Source organism: Wolbachia endosymbiont of Litomosoides sigmodontis, assembly GCF_013365435.1.
In the GTDB taxonomy this organism is placed as follows: domain Bacteria; phylum Pseudomonadota; class Alphaproteobacteria; order Rickettsiales; family Anaplasmataceae; genus Wolbachia.
The window spans coordinates 201,465-219,067 of the sequence record NZ_CP046577.1 but is presented as its reverse complement, the minus strand read 5'-3'; the positions used below and the strand labels follow the sequence as shown (position 1 = coordinate 219,067).

Here is a 17,603-nt window from a genome sequence, read left to right as displayed (position 1 = left end):
TGTATTATGAACGTTGAATGTGCTGTAGATTCTGGTTTTGCTACATTGCCAGTATTACCTTTAAGAGATGTAGTAATTTTTCCAAATATAATGGTACCTTTATTTATAGGCAGGGAAAAATCTATTAATGCACTAGAGTATGCAATTAATAATTGCAGTCGTCAAAATGAGATTTTTCTCGTAGCACAGCAAGACAGCTCTATTGATAACCCAGAGCCAAAAGATCTGTATGGAGTGGGTGTGTTGGCAAATATTGTACATCCGTTGATAAAATTACCTGACAATGCAGTAAAAGTTATAATCCAAGGAATAAGGAGGGGAAGAGTTATAGAGTATATTAACTCTCATGCTTTACTACAAGCTAGAGTAGAGTTAGATAGTTATCATAAATGTGAGGAAAGTGAGGATAATGTTGATCTGGAAGCTTTAAGGCGTGCTGTTATAAATGCGTTTGATAGCTGGTGTAAACTAAATAAAAAAAATCATCCTGAAATTATTGTTAATCCTGTTGAGCAAATTAAAGAAATTGATCAACTTGTGGATACGGTAATTTCGTATTTAAATATAAAAGCATCAGATAAACAAAGTATACTTGAAACTTATGATCTGGGAGAGCGTTTAGAAAAAGCTTTTGCTTTTATTGAAAGAGAAATAAGTATTTTAAACGCACAAAATCGTTTATGTAAAACGATTAAGTCACAAGTTGAAAGCACTCAGAAAGTTTACTACCTTAATGAACAGTTAAAAGCCATACAGAAAGAACTTGGCGAATTTGAGAATGGGGATGATGGAAATATAATAAATGAATTTGAAAAAAAGATAAATGAAACAAAGCTTTCTCAAGAAGCAAAGGAAAAAGCTATGACTGAGTTAAAGAAATATAAAAAAATGAATCCTATTTCTCCTGAAGCTACGGTTATATCTAATTATCTGTATTGGTTGCTTGATCTGCCATGGGGAAGGTACAAAGATACGAAGATTAATTTAAATGCAGCTAAAAAGATCCTAGATGAAAATCATTATGGTATAGAGAAAGTAAAAGATAGGATAATAGAATTTTTAGCGGTATTAAAGAGAGTAAAAAAGATAAGAGGTCCTATACTTTGTTTAGTTGGACCACCTGGTGTTGGTAAAACTTCTTTAGCTAAGTCTATGGCAAGGGCAGTAGGAAGGGACTTTGTCCGCATAGCTCTTGGTGGTGTACGTGATGAATCTGAGATACGTGGCCATAGAAAAACTTATATTGGTTCAATGCCTGGCAAAATCATTCAGCATATGAAAAAAGCTAATTCATGTAATCCACTTTTTTTGCTTGATGAAATAGATAAGATGGGTTCTGATTCGCGTGGTGATCCTGCATCTGCATTGCTTGAAGTTTTGGATACTGAACATAATAAGCACTTCACTGATCATTATTTAGAAGTTGAGTTTGATCTTTCAAGTGTAATGTTTGTAGCTACGGCAAATAGTTTAAATTTACCACACCCTTTGCGTGATAGGATGGAGGTTATACAATTATCTGGTTATACCGAAGATGAAAAAATTAGCATTGCTAAACATCATCTAATTCCCAAATTAAAAAAAGAGCATGGCTTGCGTCAGAAAGAATGGAGCATAACTAATGATGCACTATATGAATTGATACGCTTATATACACGTGAAAGTGGTGTCCGTAGTATGGAAAGGGAGCTTGCAAAGCTCATGAGAAAAGCAGTTAAAGAAATACTAGCAGGTCAAAATAAGAAGATATCTGTAAGAATTGATGACTTACAAGATTATTTAGGAGTGCGTAAATACACCTTTGGTACTGCAGAAAAAGATAATTTAGTGGGAGTAGTAACTGGACTTGCCTATACTGAAACAGGTGGTGATATTTTAATGATAGAATCAGTCCTAATTCCTGGCAAGGGAGAAATAAAATACACAGGAAAGCTTGGAGAGATCATGCAAGAATCTATAAAGGCTGCATATAGTTATATTCGATCAAATTGTCTGTTTTTTGGTATAAAACCTAAAAAATTCCAAAATAATGATATACATTTACATCTACCTGAGGGTGCTGTACCAAAGGATGGTCCTTCTGCTGGTAGTGCAGTATGTACGTCTATTGTTTCTCTTATGACAAACATACCAGTTAACAAAAATGTTGCTATGACAGGTGAGGTGACATTACGTGGTAGAGTTTTAGCTATTGGAGGACTAAGAGAAAAGTTACTTGCAGCGCTCAGAGGATCGATCAAAACTGTGATCATACCTAGCGAAAATGAAAAGGATATACAAGAAATTCCAGCAAATATTAAAGAAAAGGTCAACGTAGTTTTTGTTAAGAACATTGATGAAGTTGTAAAAATTGCTTTAATACGGCCTACTACTCCAATTGAAAGTAATAGTGAAAGCAGTGCACCTTCTTCCTCTATAAAAAATAGAGAAGATGATTTTCCTAAATTAGAAATGCTCAAACATTGAAACACTACTATTTGAATATATAGTATTTTTACTATAATAAACAGTACCGGCGTTTTGCTATTAGTTGTTATACTAATTCTCACTATTATTAGGTCAAATAAGTAACATTGCAGAGTTGTTTAACCAATTTTCACTACACAAAAAAGGAACGAGTAGACAGTAATGAAAAAGAAGCCATATTGAAGTAAGTAAAATAGCGAGATTTAAACAAAAATAACATTGAAACCAAAATTATTGGATAAAAAATTCGTAGAATCAGCAAAAAGAATATTGAATAAAGCTGAAATAACGCATATGTTCAAAAAAACAAATGCTGTAATTGCAGCAAAAAAGCCTAATATAACAGGGCATAACAAAAATATATTTCATTTTTAAGAATGACACTAACTGCATGAATAAAGTACTTAGAATTTGGAAGAGAAAAAAATTATTGCCCTTACTCAAGGTTGTAGAAAAACTAGATTTGAATTAGAATCAATTTGAATAAATTGAAGCATGGAGACAAGAAAATCTCAATATTTTTATTAAAAAATAAGAATAAGAATTTAGGAAAAACTTAGCTTAGATGTCAGCAAGACTACAGTATATTATAATATGAGAAAATGAAATTTTCGTATATTACAGTCAAGGCCAATTCATAATAAGATAGATAAAAAGAGTTTAAAAAAACTTAATGAGCTTATTGATAAGTACCCTGAATAAGAATTATTTTTCTTCGATGAATCACAGCTTGGTACACATTCGAAAATTGGATACAGGCGGTTTAAAAAAGGGTGTTAGAACACAAATTAAAGTAAAATTAGGTAGACAAAATTTTTACCTCTATAGCACAACAGTTAATCTTAAAAATGAAAAGAGTCTCAGCTTATTTGCATCGAATATTCAACACTGATTATATGAATATATCTCTATAAAGTTTATAATACAATTGCCTTGCTTAAGAGCACTTTGTACAAATTTATTATTGCCTTTCTTCTTCACTCCACAATTAAACAACTTTGCAATGTCACTATTTGGACCTATTAACAGTGAGATTAGTATCATTTCTTTAATGGTAAAACTAAAATTTCCTTATATCCATGCTTCAACTTGTTCAAATTAATTCTGATTCAATTTAGTTTTTCTACAACCTTGAGTAAGGGCAACAATTTTTTTTCTCTTCCAAATTCTAAGTGCTTTATTTATGCAGTTAGTCTCATTCTTAAAAAGAAAATATATTTTTGTTATGCCCTGTTATACTAGGCTTTTTTGCTGCAATTACAGCATTTGTTTTTTTTGAGCATATACGTTATTTCAGCTTTATTCAATATTCTTTTTGCTGATTCTACGAATTTTTTATCCAATAATTTTGGTTTCAATGTTATTTTTGTTTAAATCTCGCTATTTTACTTACTTCAATATGGCTTCTTTTTCATTACTATCTACTCGTTCCTTTTGTGCAGTGAAAATTGGTATTAGATGAGCAAAATTAAAGAAAACTTGCATGTAAACTTCTCAAAGAGTAAAATTAAAAATGTTTTAAAATGAATAGGTTAATTATGAATCTTGTGACAAAATCTGCCATCGATTTTACTGCTTCAGCTGTTCTTCCTGATGGAGAAATCGTTGATAACTTCTGTCTGAGTGAGCACATAAAAGGTAAATATGCTGTCCTTCTTTTCTATCCACTTGATTTTACCTTTGTTTGTCCGACTGAATTGATATCATTGAATAACAGAATAAGTGAGTTTGCAAAGCGTGACATTGAAGTAATAGGAATAAGTGTAGATTCAAAATTCTCACATCATCAATGGCGAAAAATTCCAGTTAGTGATGGAGGTATCGGAGAAATTAGTTACACTTTAGTAGCTGATATCAAAAAATCTATATCAAGAAACTATGGAGTGTTATATGATGACTCAGTTGCACTAAGGGCAACTTTTGTTATTGATGATAAATTTATTGTGCGTCACCAATCAATAAATGATTTGCCCCTAGGGCGTAATATAGATGAATTTATTAGAATTGTTGATGCAATTAAACATAACGAAGAGCATGGCGAAGTATGTCCAGCTGGGTGGAAGAAAGGCAAACCAGCAATGCAAGCAAGTAATGAAGGAGTGGCTGATTATCTAAACTCATACAGTGAAGAATTATAGATTCAGTACAAAAGTTCTTATTATTGGGTCTGGAGCAGCAGGTTACACTGCTGCTATATATGCAGCACGTGCAAACTTGAAGCCAGTTGTAGTAACAGGGATGCAGCCTGGTGGTCAGCTTACAATTACTACGGATGTTGAGAATTACCCTGGTTTTGTTTCAATACAAGGTCCAGAATTAATGGGACAAATGAGGTTACATGCAGAAAAGATGGGAGCAGAAATAGTAGATGATGAAATGAAGAGCGTTGAACAGCTTGAGAAGCCTAATGAGGCTAGATTTAAGTCTTCTGGTAATATTAATAACTACTATTCAGATGCAGTTATAATTGCAGTTGGTGCACAAACTAAGTGGCTTAATTTGGAGAGTGAAAAGAAATTTCAAGGTTACGGAATTTCAGCATGTGCAACTTGTGATGGTGCATTTTTTAGAAACAAGATTGTAGCTGTGGTTGGTGGAGGAAATACTGCCGTTGAAGAGGCAATATTCTTAACTAGATTTGCTAAAGAAGTTATATTAATACACAGGCGCAACAAATTGAGAGCGGAAAAGATAATGCAAGACAGGCTCTTCGCAAATAATAAAATAAAAGTTATGTGGAATCATGTCATAGAACAAATTCTTGGAAAAGAGAATCCAAAGAAAGTCACTGATGTTATAATTAGATCAACAGAAACTGATAAAATCCAGAAATTGAAAGTGGATGGAGTATTCATTGCAATTGGGTGTACACCAAATACAGGTATTTTTAAGGGTTTTGTTAAAATGGATGAGCAGGGCTATATAATTACAAAACCTGGAACAACTTTAACTAGTAGAGCAGGAGTATTTGCTGCAGGTGATGTTCAAGATAAGGTATATCGCCAAGCAGTGGTTGCAGCAGGTACAGGGTGCATGGCTGCACTTGATGCAGAGAAATTTCTAGAATGCGCAAGTGAGTAAAAAATTAAAAAATAAAAAATGTACAAGATCACTTTTTAAAGAAGAAAAGGAGATTCATCGCTATTTTCTCTTTTCGCGATATGGTGATAGCAGATTGTTGCAGTAGATTTGATATGCACAGTAATAGGACAGAGATACTACTAAGTTAGTGATTTAGTTTAGCACTTCCTGAACTACTTAATAAATCAACACAAAAGCTATTTCAGGTTATTGATAATGAAAACCTAGAAGATTTTAACTTACTATAGCAGAAGATGCTGATGTTAATGCATTTGATAAAGAAGGTATAATATTTTTGATATCTGTTGCTAATACCTACACAGCTAGAGCAATAACAATATGCACTAAAAGAAATGATTAAATTGCTTATACAAAACAGAAATATTTATATTAATACTCAAAGTAGGCAATCTTTTTCATAAGTAAAGACAGAGGAAAAATTAATTTAGGCGTCCGATATATTTATCTTGTGGCAAGAAGTAGCTAGAGGTGCGGCTAGGTATCACAGATATTATAATAATGACCAAGTTGTAAAAAATAGTGTAAATGCTCAAGGTGAGCATGTATACTTAATTCACTTATGATGGGTATAGTGGAGTCTATTTAAACCTTTAATGTGGAAAATACAGCCTTGCATATTACTTGCTAGATTGGAATTAAGGATATAGTAAAAATGTTGCTTACGCACTTAGATATGAAAACTGATATTAGAAATTATGAATATAGAAACCATCTAAATGGTACTGCAAGAGAATTTAAGGCACAATAAGATTAGAATTCAAAAAAACATAAAAAAAGGATTATTGAATACTTTGCATAACAAAAACACTTATCTAGTTTTGAAAATTCTATTGGACGCAGAACTTAATTATAAGTGCTAAAAAAGAGCCTCAAATCAAGAAATAGAAATACCACTTGGTTCCAGTCATTAAATCTTGTTTAGAGAGTAAAACATAAGATAAACAAGAAGTATTGATAAAACTATAAAAATCTTGACTTTAGTTAAATAAAGTCTACACACTATAATACAGTGTAATATACAATTGAAATAAATAATTGAACGCGAGCTATTATAGAATGATTAACCGATACTATTAGTAGAAATTGTCTCATGAATCATGCAATTGATACTCTAGTATTGAGTAATGTTGATTATCTAATCGCATCTATTATAAATTATCTAGATAAAGAATTCTCTACAAGCGCAGTGTAACATTTAACAAATATAAATGACATAGCGATAGATTTTAAACAGTTTTGTCAAAAGCTTGTAGGTAAACTTAAAACGGATGAATAATAATGGAAAAGAAGCCTTACTTAAAGTAAGTAAAATAACGAAGTTTAAATGGCATTTGAAGTCAAAATTATTGAATGAAAAAGTCGTGTAATCAGCAGAAGAAATGCTATTGTTTACTCACCCAACGTTATAGAAAAATTAGCTTGAATCAAAGTCACTTTGAATAAGTTAAAGCATAGATACAAGAAAACCCTAATATTACCATTAAAGAAATAATAATAAGAATCCAGAAAAAATTTGATTTGAATGTCAGCAAGACTACAGTACACCGCAATATGCAAAAAATGAAGTTTTCGTATATTACGCCAAGATCAATTCAAAATGAACAAGATAAAAGCAAGCAAAAAGAGTTAAAAAAAACTTAATGAGATTATTGATAAGTATCCTAAACAAAAGTTATTCACCTTTGATGAACTAAAGCTTTGTATATATTCAGTATTTGGATACGGTGGTTTTAAAAGGGCGTTAAAACACAGGTTAAAGTGAAATTTTTAAGTAGATAAAATTTTGATCTCTACAGCGCAGTTAATCTTAGAAATGAAGAAGGTTCTAGCTTATTTACACTGAATACCAAACTGATTGTATGAACATATTTCTTGAATAAATGTCACAATATTTAAGAATACAGAAACCTTTCTTATCACATATTGTATTCGTTAACATAAGTTAAAAATTTAAAAATACTTTAAAATATCGAGATTATACACCCATCAAAGCTTAATTCTATTGAAAGATTTTGGTTCTATATAAAATAGAATATTTTACACAATAAAGTCTATAATACAATTGCTTTGCTCGAAGGTATCTTGTGCAAATTTATTACTCTCTTTCTCACTCGCAATTAAATCACCATGTAATGTCACTTATTTAAATCACTAACAATAAGAATTGTATAAGGATGTTTCCCAATTATCTGTCTCTACTAGCCTAAAATACACTCAAGCTAACAATGGACGGTCAGGTATATTACTAACCACATTAATCTGACTTAATATTCTATTAGTGGGGTAAAAATAATTTTTTATAAATTCCCTATATATAGCTGTTAATTTATGTATATCGTTTACTAATACACACTCGTTTACCTGATGTGAAGTTTTATTAACCATCCCAAATTCAATCACCGGACAAACATCTTTAATAAATGCAGCATCAGATGTGCCACCACTTGTGGTCAGCACAGCATCAATATTTGTAACTCTATTTATTGCATCAAGCATAATATCAGTATTTCTATCTGGAATAGAAAGAAAAGCGTCTCTGCTGTTATGCATAAAGAGTTTATAATCGTTAGTTATACTGAAGCATATTTCATCAATCAACTTATATAAAATATTAGGTGTTTGCATATTATTATATCGAATGTTGAAACTTGCAGTTATTGAATCAGGTATTATATTATAAGCATTATTTCCAACATCGATAGTAGTAATTTCGCAATTTGAAGGTTGAAAATATTCATTACCACCATCAAAAGTAGTATCTTTTATCCTATTCAGTATTGATATCATCTTATATATTGGATTGTCTGCTAGATCCGGATAAGCAACGTGCCCTTGTTTCCCATGGCAAACTAACTCAAATGTTGCAGAACCTCTTCTGCCTATTTTTACAGTATCTCCTAACTTCTCACTACTGGTTGGTTCAGCAACTACACAATAATCTATCTTTTTGTGCTTACTCTCCATCCATTTCAAAACAGCCTTTGTTCCATATTCTTCTCTGCTTTCTTCAGCACTGGTAATTAATGCACTTATCGAACCGTTAAACCGAAATTTTTCTGCAACCAAATCAACCATAGCAGTAATAAATGCAGCTAACCCGCTTTTCATGTCAGTTGCTCCTCTTCCATACAACACACCATTTTTAACTTTTGGATTAAACGGATCAGATGTCCAACCTTTTAATTGACCTGGTGGTACAACATCAACATGGCCTGCAAAACATAAGTTTTGTACCCCGTTTACATACTTCGCATAAAGATTTTTAACTTTAGTTTTATTATCACCAAACTCTAAAATCTCACAATTAAAACCACTTTGCTTGAGGATTGCCGCTATACGCTCTATTGCTCCATCATCTCTCGGTGTTATACTCTTAAGGGAAATTAATTCCTTAGTTAGCTCTACAGGGTCAATTTTCATGTCGCCTTAAAATACTTATATTACTATATTGTAAACATTTTATGTATTGTTTAAAACAAATATTACATTAAACTAAATACACCTCATATAGTAATAGCAGATCATTGTCTTGCAGACAATATCTATAAAATATGTACACAATAAGAAAATGGTATTTTTCTAGTTGCAGATAAAAACGCAACAAATCTTGTATAAATAAAAACGTACTCAATAAAACTCCCAATTTAATCATTCCTGGAAACTCTACTGCCTTCCTTGACATCACAAATTCAGTCAAAAATAAAGCAGAAGATAGTAGTCGCATTCGATAATGTGGCACTGTTAATGACACCTGTAAGTAGCAAGCCTACCTAGAGGACAAAGTCTTATATAAATATTTCAACATTAGTAAATGGATATAAAAACTGTTTAAAGCACCCTTTCTCAAGGTAGAGTAACATCAACATCGAGATAATTATCAATGCATTATCGCGCCTTACATTAATGAGTAGATTTGCAAATTTTATCTGTCATTCCAACAGCGTAAATTAAGTGATTACTATTTCACCTATTACTTAGTACAGAATATAATGAATTTACTTTGACCATTCGCCTGTGATCTGGAGTCTCTTTTGCTAAGAGAGTAGCTAATGCTTGCTAAAACAGGCAAAATAAAGTGGTCCTATTACTTATGGAAGCCTTACTGATTTCAGGACTTGGAATGGTAATATTGAAAGATAGATATTCTGTAATCCAAGAATGGCCATATGATAGCTCACGCATATAAGAAAATTAGTATGAAAGATTACTCTTTACTCCATAGCAAAAAAATTGCGCTACAACGATTACCATGGCTAACTTGCAAAGAAAATATTATCAATACTAAATCCCATTAGTCAAATCAACTATTCTAGATGTAGAACATATAGTTAAGTGTTCTGGTAATACTAAATTTAAAAAAATTCCAGAACGAAACAAATTCTGCAGCAAAAAATCAAAGAGAGCAATCATAAGGAATAGAGTAATGCTTCCAGTTTAATCAAACAAAATTTATTACTTGCAAAATGTCCGCAGAAATATTAAACCTTAGACTCTCTATTATGTCATCAGCGGATTCAATAAGTTCAGCACCATCCTTAATTAGATAATTGATACTATTAGACCACGAATATAAAGAAAAATCATAAACCGCAAATATTTTCCTCTCCCGATGCAAAGCAAAACTTGCATTACTAAAAAATTAGAACTTTTTCAATGCTTCAATTACCGTTACACCTAGTAATGGGCCATATACACTCCAATTCCTCTGAAGAAAATTAAGGTTTTAGTCTAGTAGCAAACGGAAGCTCAGTAATTATTAATCAGACATTTTCAGTGATTTTCTTGCATAGATTAAAAATTTTCTCTTGGACACAACACTACATCAATTCCATCCGCTGTAACAGCAATGGTTGAGTGATCTTTGTATATTGCTCTACTCGCCGCACAGTGTCCATTTCTCTTGTAATCCCAGATACAATAACAAAATCAGCTTCGCTTAAATCAAGTGCCAACTTACTGGCAAAAATTCTTCTATTTATTAAAGAGTTGCATCCACCAATTATTAGAATCATCTCACGACTTAATAATAATACGTCATCAAAGCGCAATTGCTACAGAGGAATAATCAGGTATATTTCTTTAAACGTTAGGTAATCTAGATTACATACAGGTATGATTTTAGCTTCAATTTTTCCATACCATTGACTTCTTTTTGCGTATCATGAATACCATATACCTTTTTATCATTGTAAGCCTATTGAACATTTTAACACTTCGTTCAATGGCCTACACATTTTTTCAGCATGCCAAAACTTTGTTAATTCCAAGGTTTTAGCTAAACTAGCCATATTTCCAATTTCTCATTATCCAATTTACTTATCTTTATAAATGGATGCTCTTCCAATTACTTAAAAGATACACAATATTTATCAGCATTTTAAACTAAAATATAACCAAAAGACTTGAATTTCTTATTAGTTTAGTGTACCCAAGATTATAAATATGTAAGTGCTTTATGACGCATTTTGTTACAGATAAATGCATAAGATGCAAATACACGGATTGTGTAGAAGTATGTCCTGTTGATTGTTTCTATGAAGGTAAAAATATGCTTGTAATCAAACCTGATGAATGTATTGATTGTGGAGTGTGCATACCTGAATGTCCAGTAGATGCAATCGTAGCAGATGATTCTATAAAAGATATTTTAAGACTGAATGAAGAGTTATTGAGCAATGAACAAAAAACCCTTAAATCATTTTACAATATAAACATAGAATATTCACAAAAGTGGCCAAATATCACAGCTAAAAAGCAACCTCTCCATACTGCAGAAGAGTATAAAGAAAAAAAAGACAAAATGGCCTATTTTGATGAAAATCTAGAGTAACGCTACTAAAAAAAACTTCTTGCACCTTAATAATTTAGTTGCTGATGGTAGTTATGTTATTTATGTCATTGATAGAATACAAATATTAACTTGAGAATAGGTTAAGTAATATAGAAACTTTACTACTATTTAATTTACTAACAAGTATATTAGGTGATCATATTAGAGGATAAAATGGGTTGTTAAAATATAAATTACGCAAAAATTACTAAAAGTGTTACAACCATATAGTTGACCATATAATATTTCTAGTCTTCTGTTTATCATTTTTCATTAGTTTCATTTTCTTACCATGAAGAACACCCTGTAATTTTCTTAATTATGTCTTTCTTGACACTGATATTGACCTCATATCAAAATAACATAAAATATTATAAAATCTATACTAGATTTACTAGTAGGTTTAACAAGTGACATTGCAGAGTTGTTTAATTGCCGAGTAAGAAAGAGAGATAATAAATTTGCCCAAAGCATTTTTAATGCAAAGCAATTGTATTGTAGACTTTATCACGCAAAATATTCTGTTTTATATATAACCAAAGTCTCTCAATAGAATTAAGCTAAGATGAATACGGTGATAGGTATATAATCTTGATGTTTTTAGGTACCTTTAAATTTTCTGACTTATGCCACTAGCACAATCTATAACAAGAACTGATCTTGGTATAATATACAAAAACTTCATTTTTTGCATATTACGGTGTATTATAAATTTGCTGATATTCAAGCTAAATTTTTCCAGAATTCTTTATTCCTCATTTCTTTTATGGTAACATTATGGATTTCTTGTATCTATACTTCAACTTGTTCAAGTTTGCCCTAATCAATCTAATTTCTTTACGCCATTAACGGCGAGCAAAAAACTTTTCTTCTCTTCTAAATTTTAGGTACTTTATCCATGCAGTTAGTGCTGTTTTCGAAAATGAAACATACTTTTGTTACGGCTGTTATACTGTGCTTTTTGCTGCAGTTACAGTATTTAGTTTTTGCAACATATACATTACTTCACATTTTCCTCAGCATTTCTTCTGCTGATTATACAACTTTTTCATCCAATAACTTTGACTTCAAACGCCATTTAAATTTCATTATTTTACTTACTTTGAGTAAGGCTTCTTTTCCATTATTATCTATCCGTCCCTTATATAGTAGAAATTAGCATAAGCAGACCTCCAAATGGTAGATAAACTCCTCATCAGGCTTAACCTTTATAATTAAAACACTAACTTAATAGTTAGCAATATTTAACTGATGCAGGCAATTTTTTCATGACAAAGTTGCAAGGACAATGGTAATAAACCATAAATCTTCAAGATATTTCTCTTCTGTTTACAAAGTTCGTATATGTAGTTATACTTAATAAAGTTTTTCCCAAAATGCTTATGGCCCCAACTATAGCAATTTTAAGCGGTGGACTTTCTCGTGAAAGAGAAATATCACTGATGAGCGGAAAAGCAGTAAAAAAGGCGCTTGATATCCTTTCATATAAGGCAATAGAAATAGACGTTGACAGCAACACTGCTGAAAAGCTTAAAAAAATTAACCCAGACCTTGCTTTTATTGCTTTACATGGGCCTTATGGCGAAGATGGCTGCATTCAAGGTTTATTGGAAATTCTAGGTATAAAATATACACACTCCGGAGTTATGGCTTCAGCTATTGCTATGAATAAAGCAATGTCTAAGCATATATTCCGATCCCTCGGTATTGACACCCCAAAAGGGTACATAATTAGTCGAGGAGATATATTAAAAAACAATATTAAAATTGATTATCCGTATGTCTTAAAACCCATTAATGAAGGTTCAAGCATTGGAGTTCATATAATTTTCTCACATGAAGATTATTTAAAATCAAAAAACATGCTTAATTTCACTCCAGAGCATGATACTGAAATTCGGAAAGAAGAACCAGTTTGGACAATAAGAGATTTTATAACTATAGAAGAATACATACCAGGTATAGAGTTGCACACTGCTGTATTGCTAGATGAAGCCATTGGCACTATGGAAATAAGGCCAAAAAATAAATTCTATGACTATGAAGCAAAATATACAAACGGGTTCGCAGAGCACATATTCCCTGCTGAAATTCCTGACAATATATATGAAATGACCTTGGAATATGCATTGAAAGTCCATCGATTTCTAGGATGTAAAACTATTTCTCGTTCGGATTTTCGTTATTATCCTAAGGATAATATTCTAAAAATGCTTGAGATCAATACACACCCTGGCCTTACTGAATTATCGTTAGTGCCAGAAATTGCAAAATTAACAAAAGGAATTGATTTTAATGAATTAGTTAAGATTATCCTTAAAGATAGTCAACAGCACAAAAATATTAGAGATTAAGTAAATGTTGAGCAATATTACTAGAAACCAAAGAAATTCTTTACGTAAGCGTGCCTTGGTTATCATAATAGCACTCTTTCTTACGTTGGTATTCTATAGCTCACTTGATAAAATCATAAGTAGATTTAAGCATTACCTTACTTGGTGTAATGACTGTTTATCTAATCTACTATTCAATAGTGGATTGTCAATCGATAAAGTGGTTATAACTGGCAATAAACTTACAAATGAAAAGGACATTTTAAATCTAGTAAATAATAAAACGCAGCCAATTATGTACATATCACTTTCAAAGCTTGCTGATAGCATACAATCCACAAGCAAATGGATAAAACACGTAAGAATTTACAGAATTTTGCCTAATATTCTACACATTAATGTAGATGAACATAAACCTTTTGCCCTATGGAAAGATAACAACAAAACTTCAGTAATTGATTCCGAAGGTAAAGTGATTGTAGATGATTATCCTACAGATAACTTTATTGTAATTACAGGACAAAACGCACTATCAAACTTAAAATTTATTAGAGATATACTAGAAAGTAAAACTCAGTTAAGTGATTACATTTCTTCTTGTGTTTATGTAGAAAATAGAAGATGGAATATCATACTTGATAACATCTCCATAGTAAAACTGCCTGAAGATAATCCTTATAGGGCATGGGATTATTTAAATCACTTACAAAATACAACCAATTTTACTTTTAGCGATTGGAGCACAATTGATATGCGTATTTTTGATAAAATATTTGTAAAGAGGTAATCTCGCTACCTTCTCATCACCCAAACTTCATGCGGTAATGCCACTATAATGTTATCCAAGCATTCGCACCACCATCCACGGTGAACTCAAATTTACAAGCATCAAGAAATTCACTCAATAGTGAAAAGGCAAAAGAAACCATGGTCAATATCTATTTAAAAACATTAGCATTTTTTTATGTTTTAAACACTTATACTAACTCTCATTCTTAGTAAGTTAAATAAGTAACATTGCAGAATTATTTAATTACGTAATGAGAAAAGAGGTAATAAATTCACACAAGGGCTTTCAAGCAAAGCACTGTATTACAAACTTTATTACACAAAATGTTCTATTTTATATAGAACTAAAAAGTCTCTCAATAAGATTGAACTCGGATGAGTATGGTGGTAGGTATATAATCTCAATATTTCTAGATACCTTGAAATTTTTTAACTTATATCAATTAGCACAATCCATGACAAAAAAGGCTTCTCATATTCTTAAATATTGCAACATTCGTTCAAGAAATATATTCATACAATCAATGTTGACCATTAGGTGCAAACAAGAACAGAACCCTCTTTATTTCTAGGATTAATTTAACTGCATTGTAGAGATAATAATTTTATCTTCCTAGTTTTACTAACCTGCATTTTAATACCCTTTCCAAAATATACATACCTAATTTTTAAATGTGTGCCAATTTTACATATTACGTGTACTATAGTCTTGCCGACATTCAAGCTAAGTGTTTTTCCTGGATTCTTATTCTCATTTTTTAGGTAATATTATGGATTTCTTTGTACCCACACTTCAACTTGTTCAAAGTGAATCTGATTCAATCTAGCTTTTCTATGACGTTAATGGGCTGATTACACGACTTTATCATCTAATAATTCTGACTTTAAACGCCATTTAAACCTCGCTATTTTGCTCACTTCAGTACTGTTTTTTTTATTGTTGTTCATCCATTCATTGTAGAGTAGAATTAACACAATATATATAATTTATTAAGTAAATTATGTAATAAATCATAAAATTAGGTGTTAATATTGACCATGTTGTAACCTTTGCAATGCACATAGAACTCATTATCTAGATTCCATTAAAAGCTGAAGAATCATTACACAAGAGCAGATTTTACATCGTCACTTATGAGAAGATAGAAGGCATATCAGAGATAAAAATGTGTTCAATTCCCCAAAAAGTACTAATACTTGATTAAAACCTTAAAATTGCAGCCACGGGAGAAATATTTGAAACAGCAAAAAAGGTAAAACCATATTTGATTAACATAGTGCCGAAAAAAGAGCAGAATTAACAACTGAAAGTAGTCTGGATATAATTAACATGCACAGCAAATTTTGTAGTACGGAAGAGATGCATAGCTTTATGCATAAAGGTTCCACTGTTTATCAACCCAAATATTAATCAACTAAAATATCTCAAAAAATTAGAAACAAATCCTGGCATAGTAGAAGTTCATACAGGAGTTACTGCAACAACCTATTAGAAGAAAAACTAAAATTAACTACCAACACTATAGAGTATATGAATAAACTAAGGATAGAATGCCATGCGAAACATGGCATAACTTATAAACACGCTAAAAAGATGAAAGAAATACCTTACATTTCAGCTCTTAACATAAGCCACTTCTTTAATAAGCAAAGCTATACTTAACAGGTTATACAGCGTAGTAAAAAGAATGAAGATGATAATATCTAACTAACTACTTCTTCTTTCTCCTTATTTAAAATACTTAAAAGAGTCTGGCTTGCCTTAAATTTCACTCTTGTCTTTTGAGGAACAGTCATGATTTCACCATTCTGAGGATTACGACATTGTTTTTCCTGGCTTATAGCAGTAGAAAATGTACCTATTCCATGCAGGCGTATTTCACCTTCTTTATCTAATTTACCCTTTATTATTTTCATAAGTGCATCAAAAACCTTACTCAAATCAGATTTTGTTATTTCTACATCTTGACTAGAACAAGCTTGCTTTAACTTATTTATTATATCTTCTTTACTCATAAATTACCTTAAAATATTGAAAAATTATATAAACAGCATATTACGTTCATACCGATAGTCAATTAAATTTATCACGAAAAGAATATACTATACATTTTTTTAACATTCGTACAATATATATAAAAAAAATATCACCACAAAATAATTATCTCTTAGAAAATTGATATTTCGCCCGAGCTCCACGCTGACCATACTTTTTACGTTCTTTAACACACGAATTTCGTGTTAAGTACTCATTCTTACGTAAGGTAGAACATAAATCTTGGCTTATTTTACTTAAAGCTCTGCTTATTCCATGAGCTAATGCACCTGCTTGACCAGATAGCCCTCCACCTTTTACAGTTGCAAATATATCACATCTACCTAGCATAGACGTCACAATAAGTGGCATTTTCACTACTTGGCACACTGATTCTCTCTTAAAGTAAGAGAGCAGATTGTCCTTTTGATTAACGCTGAATTTTCCACTTCCTGGTTTTATCCATACTCTTGCCGCAGATTCTTTTCTTCTGCCTGTAGCATATAAACGACAAAATAAATCAACTGCCGATTTAGTTACTTTTTTTGATTGATTTATTACAGAACTTTCCATTCTTACTCCATTATTTTTTATTTTTACGATTTAAAGAAGCAAAATCTATCTTTTTAGGCTGTTGACCTTGATGCTTATGCTCTGGACCAGAATAAACATATAAATTTCCAAAGCGTTTACGCGCCATAGGACCATCATCAAGCATCCTTTTCACCGCCATTTTTATTATCCTCTCAGGAAATTTACCATTTAAAATATTAGCTGGGGTAGCTTTTTTTAAACCACCAGGATAACCTGTATGCTTGTAATAAATTTTCTCTTTAAATTTTTTTCCGGTAAAATGCACCTTCTCTGCATTAATGATAATTACATTATCGCCACAATCCATATGAGGCGTATACTCAGGTTTATGCTTTCCACGTAATAGTGTTGCTACAAATGCAGCAAGTCTCCCTACTATTAATCCATCTGCATCTATAACAAACCATTTTTTATAAATTTGTCTCTTTTTTAAGAAAAAAGTCTTCATTACTCT

The 17,603-nt window shown here is 31.4% G+C and carries 14 protein-coding genes and 2 pseudogenes; 9 read left to right on the top strand and 7 right to left on the bottom strand.

Features of this window, described 5'->3' with window-relative positions; all coding sequences use genetic code 11:
* Positions 1-6 precede the first annotated feature (6 nt).
* From lon to GOY07_RS04600, 5 genes are all read left to right on the top strand, one after another.
* The gene (gene lon, locus GOY07_RS00905; RefSeq protein WP_175837505.1) at positions 7-2,466 is read left to right on the top strand and encodes an endopeptidase La; all 2,460 of its coding nucleotides are present in this window, start codon (positions 7-9) and stop codon (positions 2,464-2,466) included.
* A 219-nt stretch (positions 2,467-2,685) separates the two neighbouring features.
* On the top strand, positions 2,686-2,841 hold the full coding sequence (locus GOY07_RS04155) for a hypothetical protein (RefSeq protein ID WP_218938974.1): 156 nt from the start codon (positions 2,686-2,688) through the stop codon (positions 2,839-2,841).
* A gap of 1,163 nt (positions 2,842-4,004) precedes the next feature.
* Complete coding sequence (locus tag GOY07_RS00900) at positions 4,005-4,604, top strand: peroxiredoxin (RefSeq protein ID WP_175838476.1); 600 nt, start codon at positions 4,005-4,007, stop codon at positions 4,602-4,604.
* Positions 4,591-5,547: a thioredoxin-disulfide reductase gene (gene trxB / locus GOY07_RS00895; protein ID WP_175837503.1), complete on the top strand. Its 957-nt coding sequence runs from the start codon at positions 4,591-4,593 to the stop codon at positions 5,545-5,547. The genes GOY07_RS00900 and trxB overlap by 14 nt, the downstream gene beginning before the upstream one ends.
* A 1,539-nt stretch (positions 5,548-7,086) precedes the next feature.
* Complete coding sequence (locus GOY07_RS04600; protein ID WP_369800432.1) at positions 7,087-7,209, top strand: winged helix-turn-helix domain-containing protein; 123 nt, start codon at positions 7,087-7,089, stop codon at positions 7,207-7,209.
* Positions 7,210-7,782: 573 nt separating this feature from the next.
* On the opposite strand, the gene dapE is transcribed toward GOY07_RS04600, so the two are convergent.
* Positions 7,783-8,988, bottom strand: a complete 1,206-nt coding sequence (dapE, locus tag GOY07_RS00885) for a succinyl-diaminopimelate desuccinylase (RefSeq protein ID WP_175837501.1) — start codon at positions 8,986-8,988, stop codon at positions 7,783-7,785.
* A gap of 1,397 nt (positions 8,989-10,385) precedes the next feature.
* Entirely contained in the window at positions 10,386-10,580 is a 195-nt protein-coding gene (locus GOY07_RS00880) for a hypothetical protein (protein WP_175837499.1), read from the bottom strand.
* A gap of 443 nt (positions 10,581-11,023) precedes the next feature.
* Here GOY07_RS00880 and GOY07_RS00875 point away from each other — a divergent pair, with 443 nt between their 5' ends.
* Positions 11,024-11,398 (top strand): ferredoxin family protein, encoded by a 375-nt coding sequence (locus GOY07_RS00875; protein ID WP_175837497.1) that lies wholly within the window; start codon positions 11,024-11,026, stop codon positions 11,396-11,398.
* 403 nt (positions 11,399-11,801) lie between these two features.
* Here GOY07_RS00875 and GOY07_RS00870 read toward each other — a convergent pair.
* A pseudogene (locus tag GOY07_RS00870) lies at positions 11,802-12,421 on the bottom strand (transposase).
* Positions 12,422-12,774: 353 nt separating this feature from the next.
* Here GOY07_RS00870 and GOY07_RS00865 point away from each other — a divergent pair.
* The gene (locus tag GOY07_RS00865; protein ID WP_175837495.1) at positions 12,775-13,752 is read left to right on the top strand and encodes a D-alanine--D-alanine ligase; all 978 of its coding nucleotides are present in this window, start codon (positions 12,775-12,777) and stop codon (positions 13,750-13,752) included.
* A gap of 4 nt (positions 13,753-13,756) precedes the next feature.
* Positions 13,757-14,518: a cell division protein FtsQ/DivIB gene (locus GOY07_RS00860; RefSeq protein WP_175837493.1), complete on the top strand. Its 762-nt coding sequence runs from the start codon at positions 13,757-13,759 to the stop codon at positions 14,516-14,518.
* A 336-nt stretch (positions 14,519-14,854) separates the two neighbouring features.
* Here the strand turns inward: GOY07_RS00860 and GOY07_RS04595 are convergent, their stop codons facing one another.
* Positions 14,855-14,917 carry a hypothetical protein gene (locus GOY07_RS04595; protein ID WP_369800438.1) on the bottom strand — a complete coding sequence of 21 codons (63 nt, stop codon included), beginning with the start codon at positions 14,915-14,917 and terminating at the stop codon, positions 14,855-14,857.
* A 616-nt stretch (positions 14,918-15,533) separates the two neighbouring features.
* Between GOY07_RS04595 and GOY07_RS00850 the strand changes: the two are divergent.
* Positions 15,534-16,232, top strand: a pseudogene (locus GOY07_RS00850) (pyridoxine 5'-phosphate synthase).
* Here the strand turns inward: GOY07_RS00850 and GOY07_RS00845 are convergent.
* The 3 genes from GOY07_RS00845 to rplM all read right to left on the bottom strand — a co-directional run bounded on the left by GOY07_RS00845 (position 16,225) and on the right by rplM (position 17,597).
* The gene (locus GOY07_RS00845) at positions 16,225-16,536 is read right to left on the bottom strand and encodes an HU family DNA-binding protein (protein WP_175837491.1); all 312 of its coding nucleotides are present in this window, start codon (positions 16,534-16,536) and stop codon (positions 16,225-16,227) included. The pseudogene GOY07_RS00850 and the gene GOY07_RS00845 overlap by 8 nt on opposite strands.
* 145 nt (positions 16,537-16,681) lie before the next feature.
* Positions 16,682-17,128 carry a 30S ribosomal protein S9 gene (rpsI, locus tag GOY07_RS00840; RefSeq protein ID WP_175837490.1) on the bottom strand — a complete coding sequence of 149 codons (447 nt, stop codon included), beginning with the start codon at positions 17,126-17,128 and terminating at the stop codon, positions 16,682-16,684.
* Positions 17,129-17,138: 10 nt separating this feature from the next.
* Positions 17,139-17,597, bottom strand: a complete 459-nt coding sequence (rplM, locus tag GOY07_RS00835) for a 50S ribosomal protein L13 (RefSeq protein WP_175837488.1) — start codon at positions 17,595-17,597, stop codon at positions 17,139-17,141.
* Between the last annotated feature and the right edge of the window lie 6 nt (positions 17,598-17,603).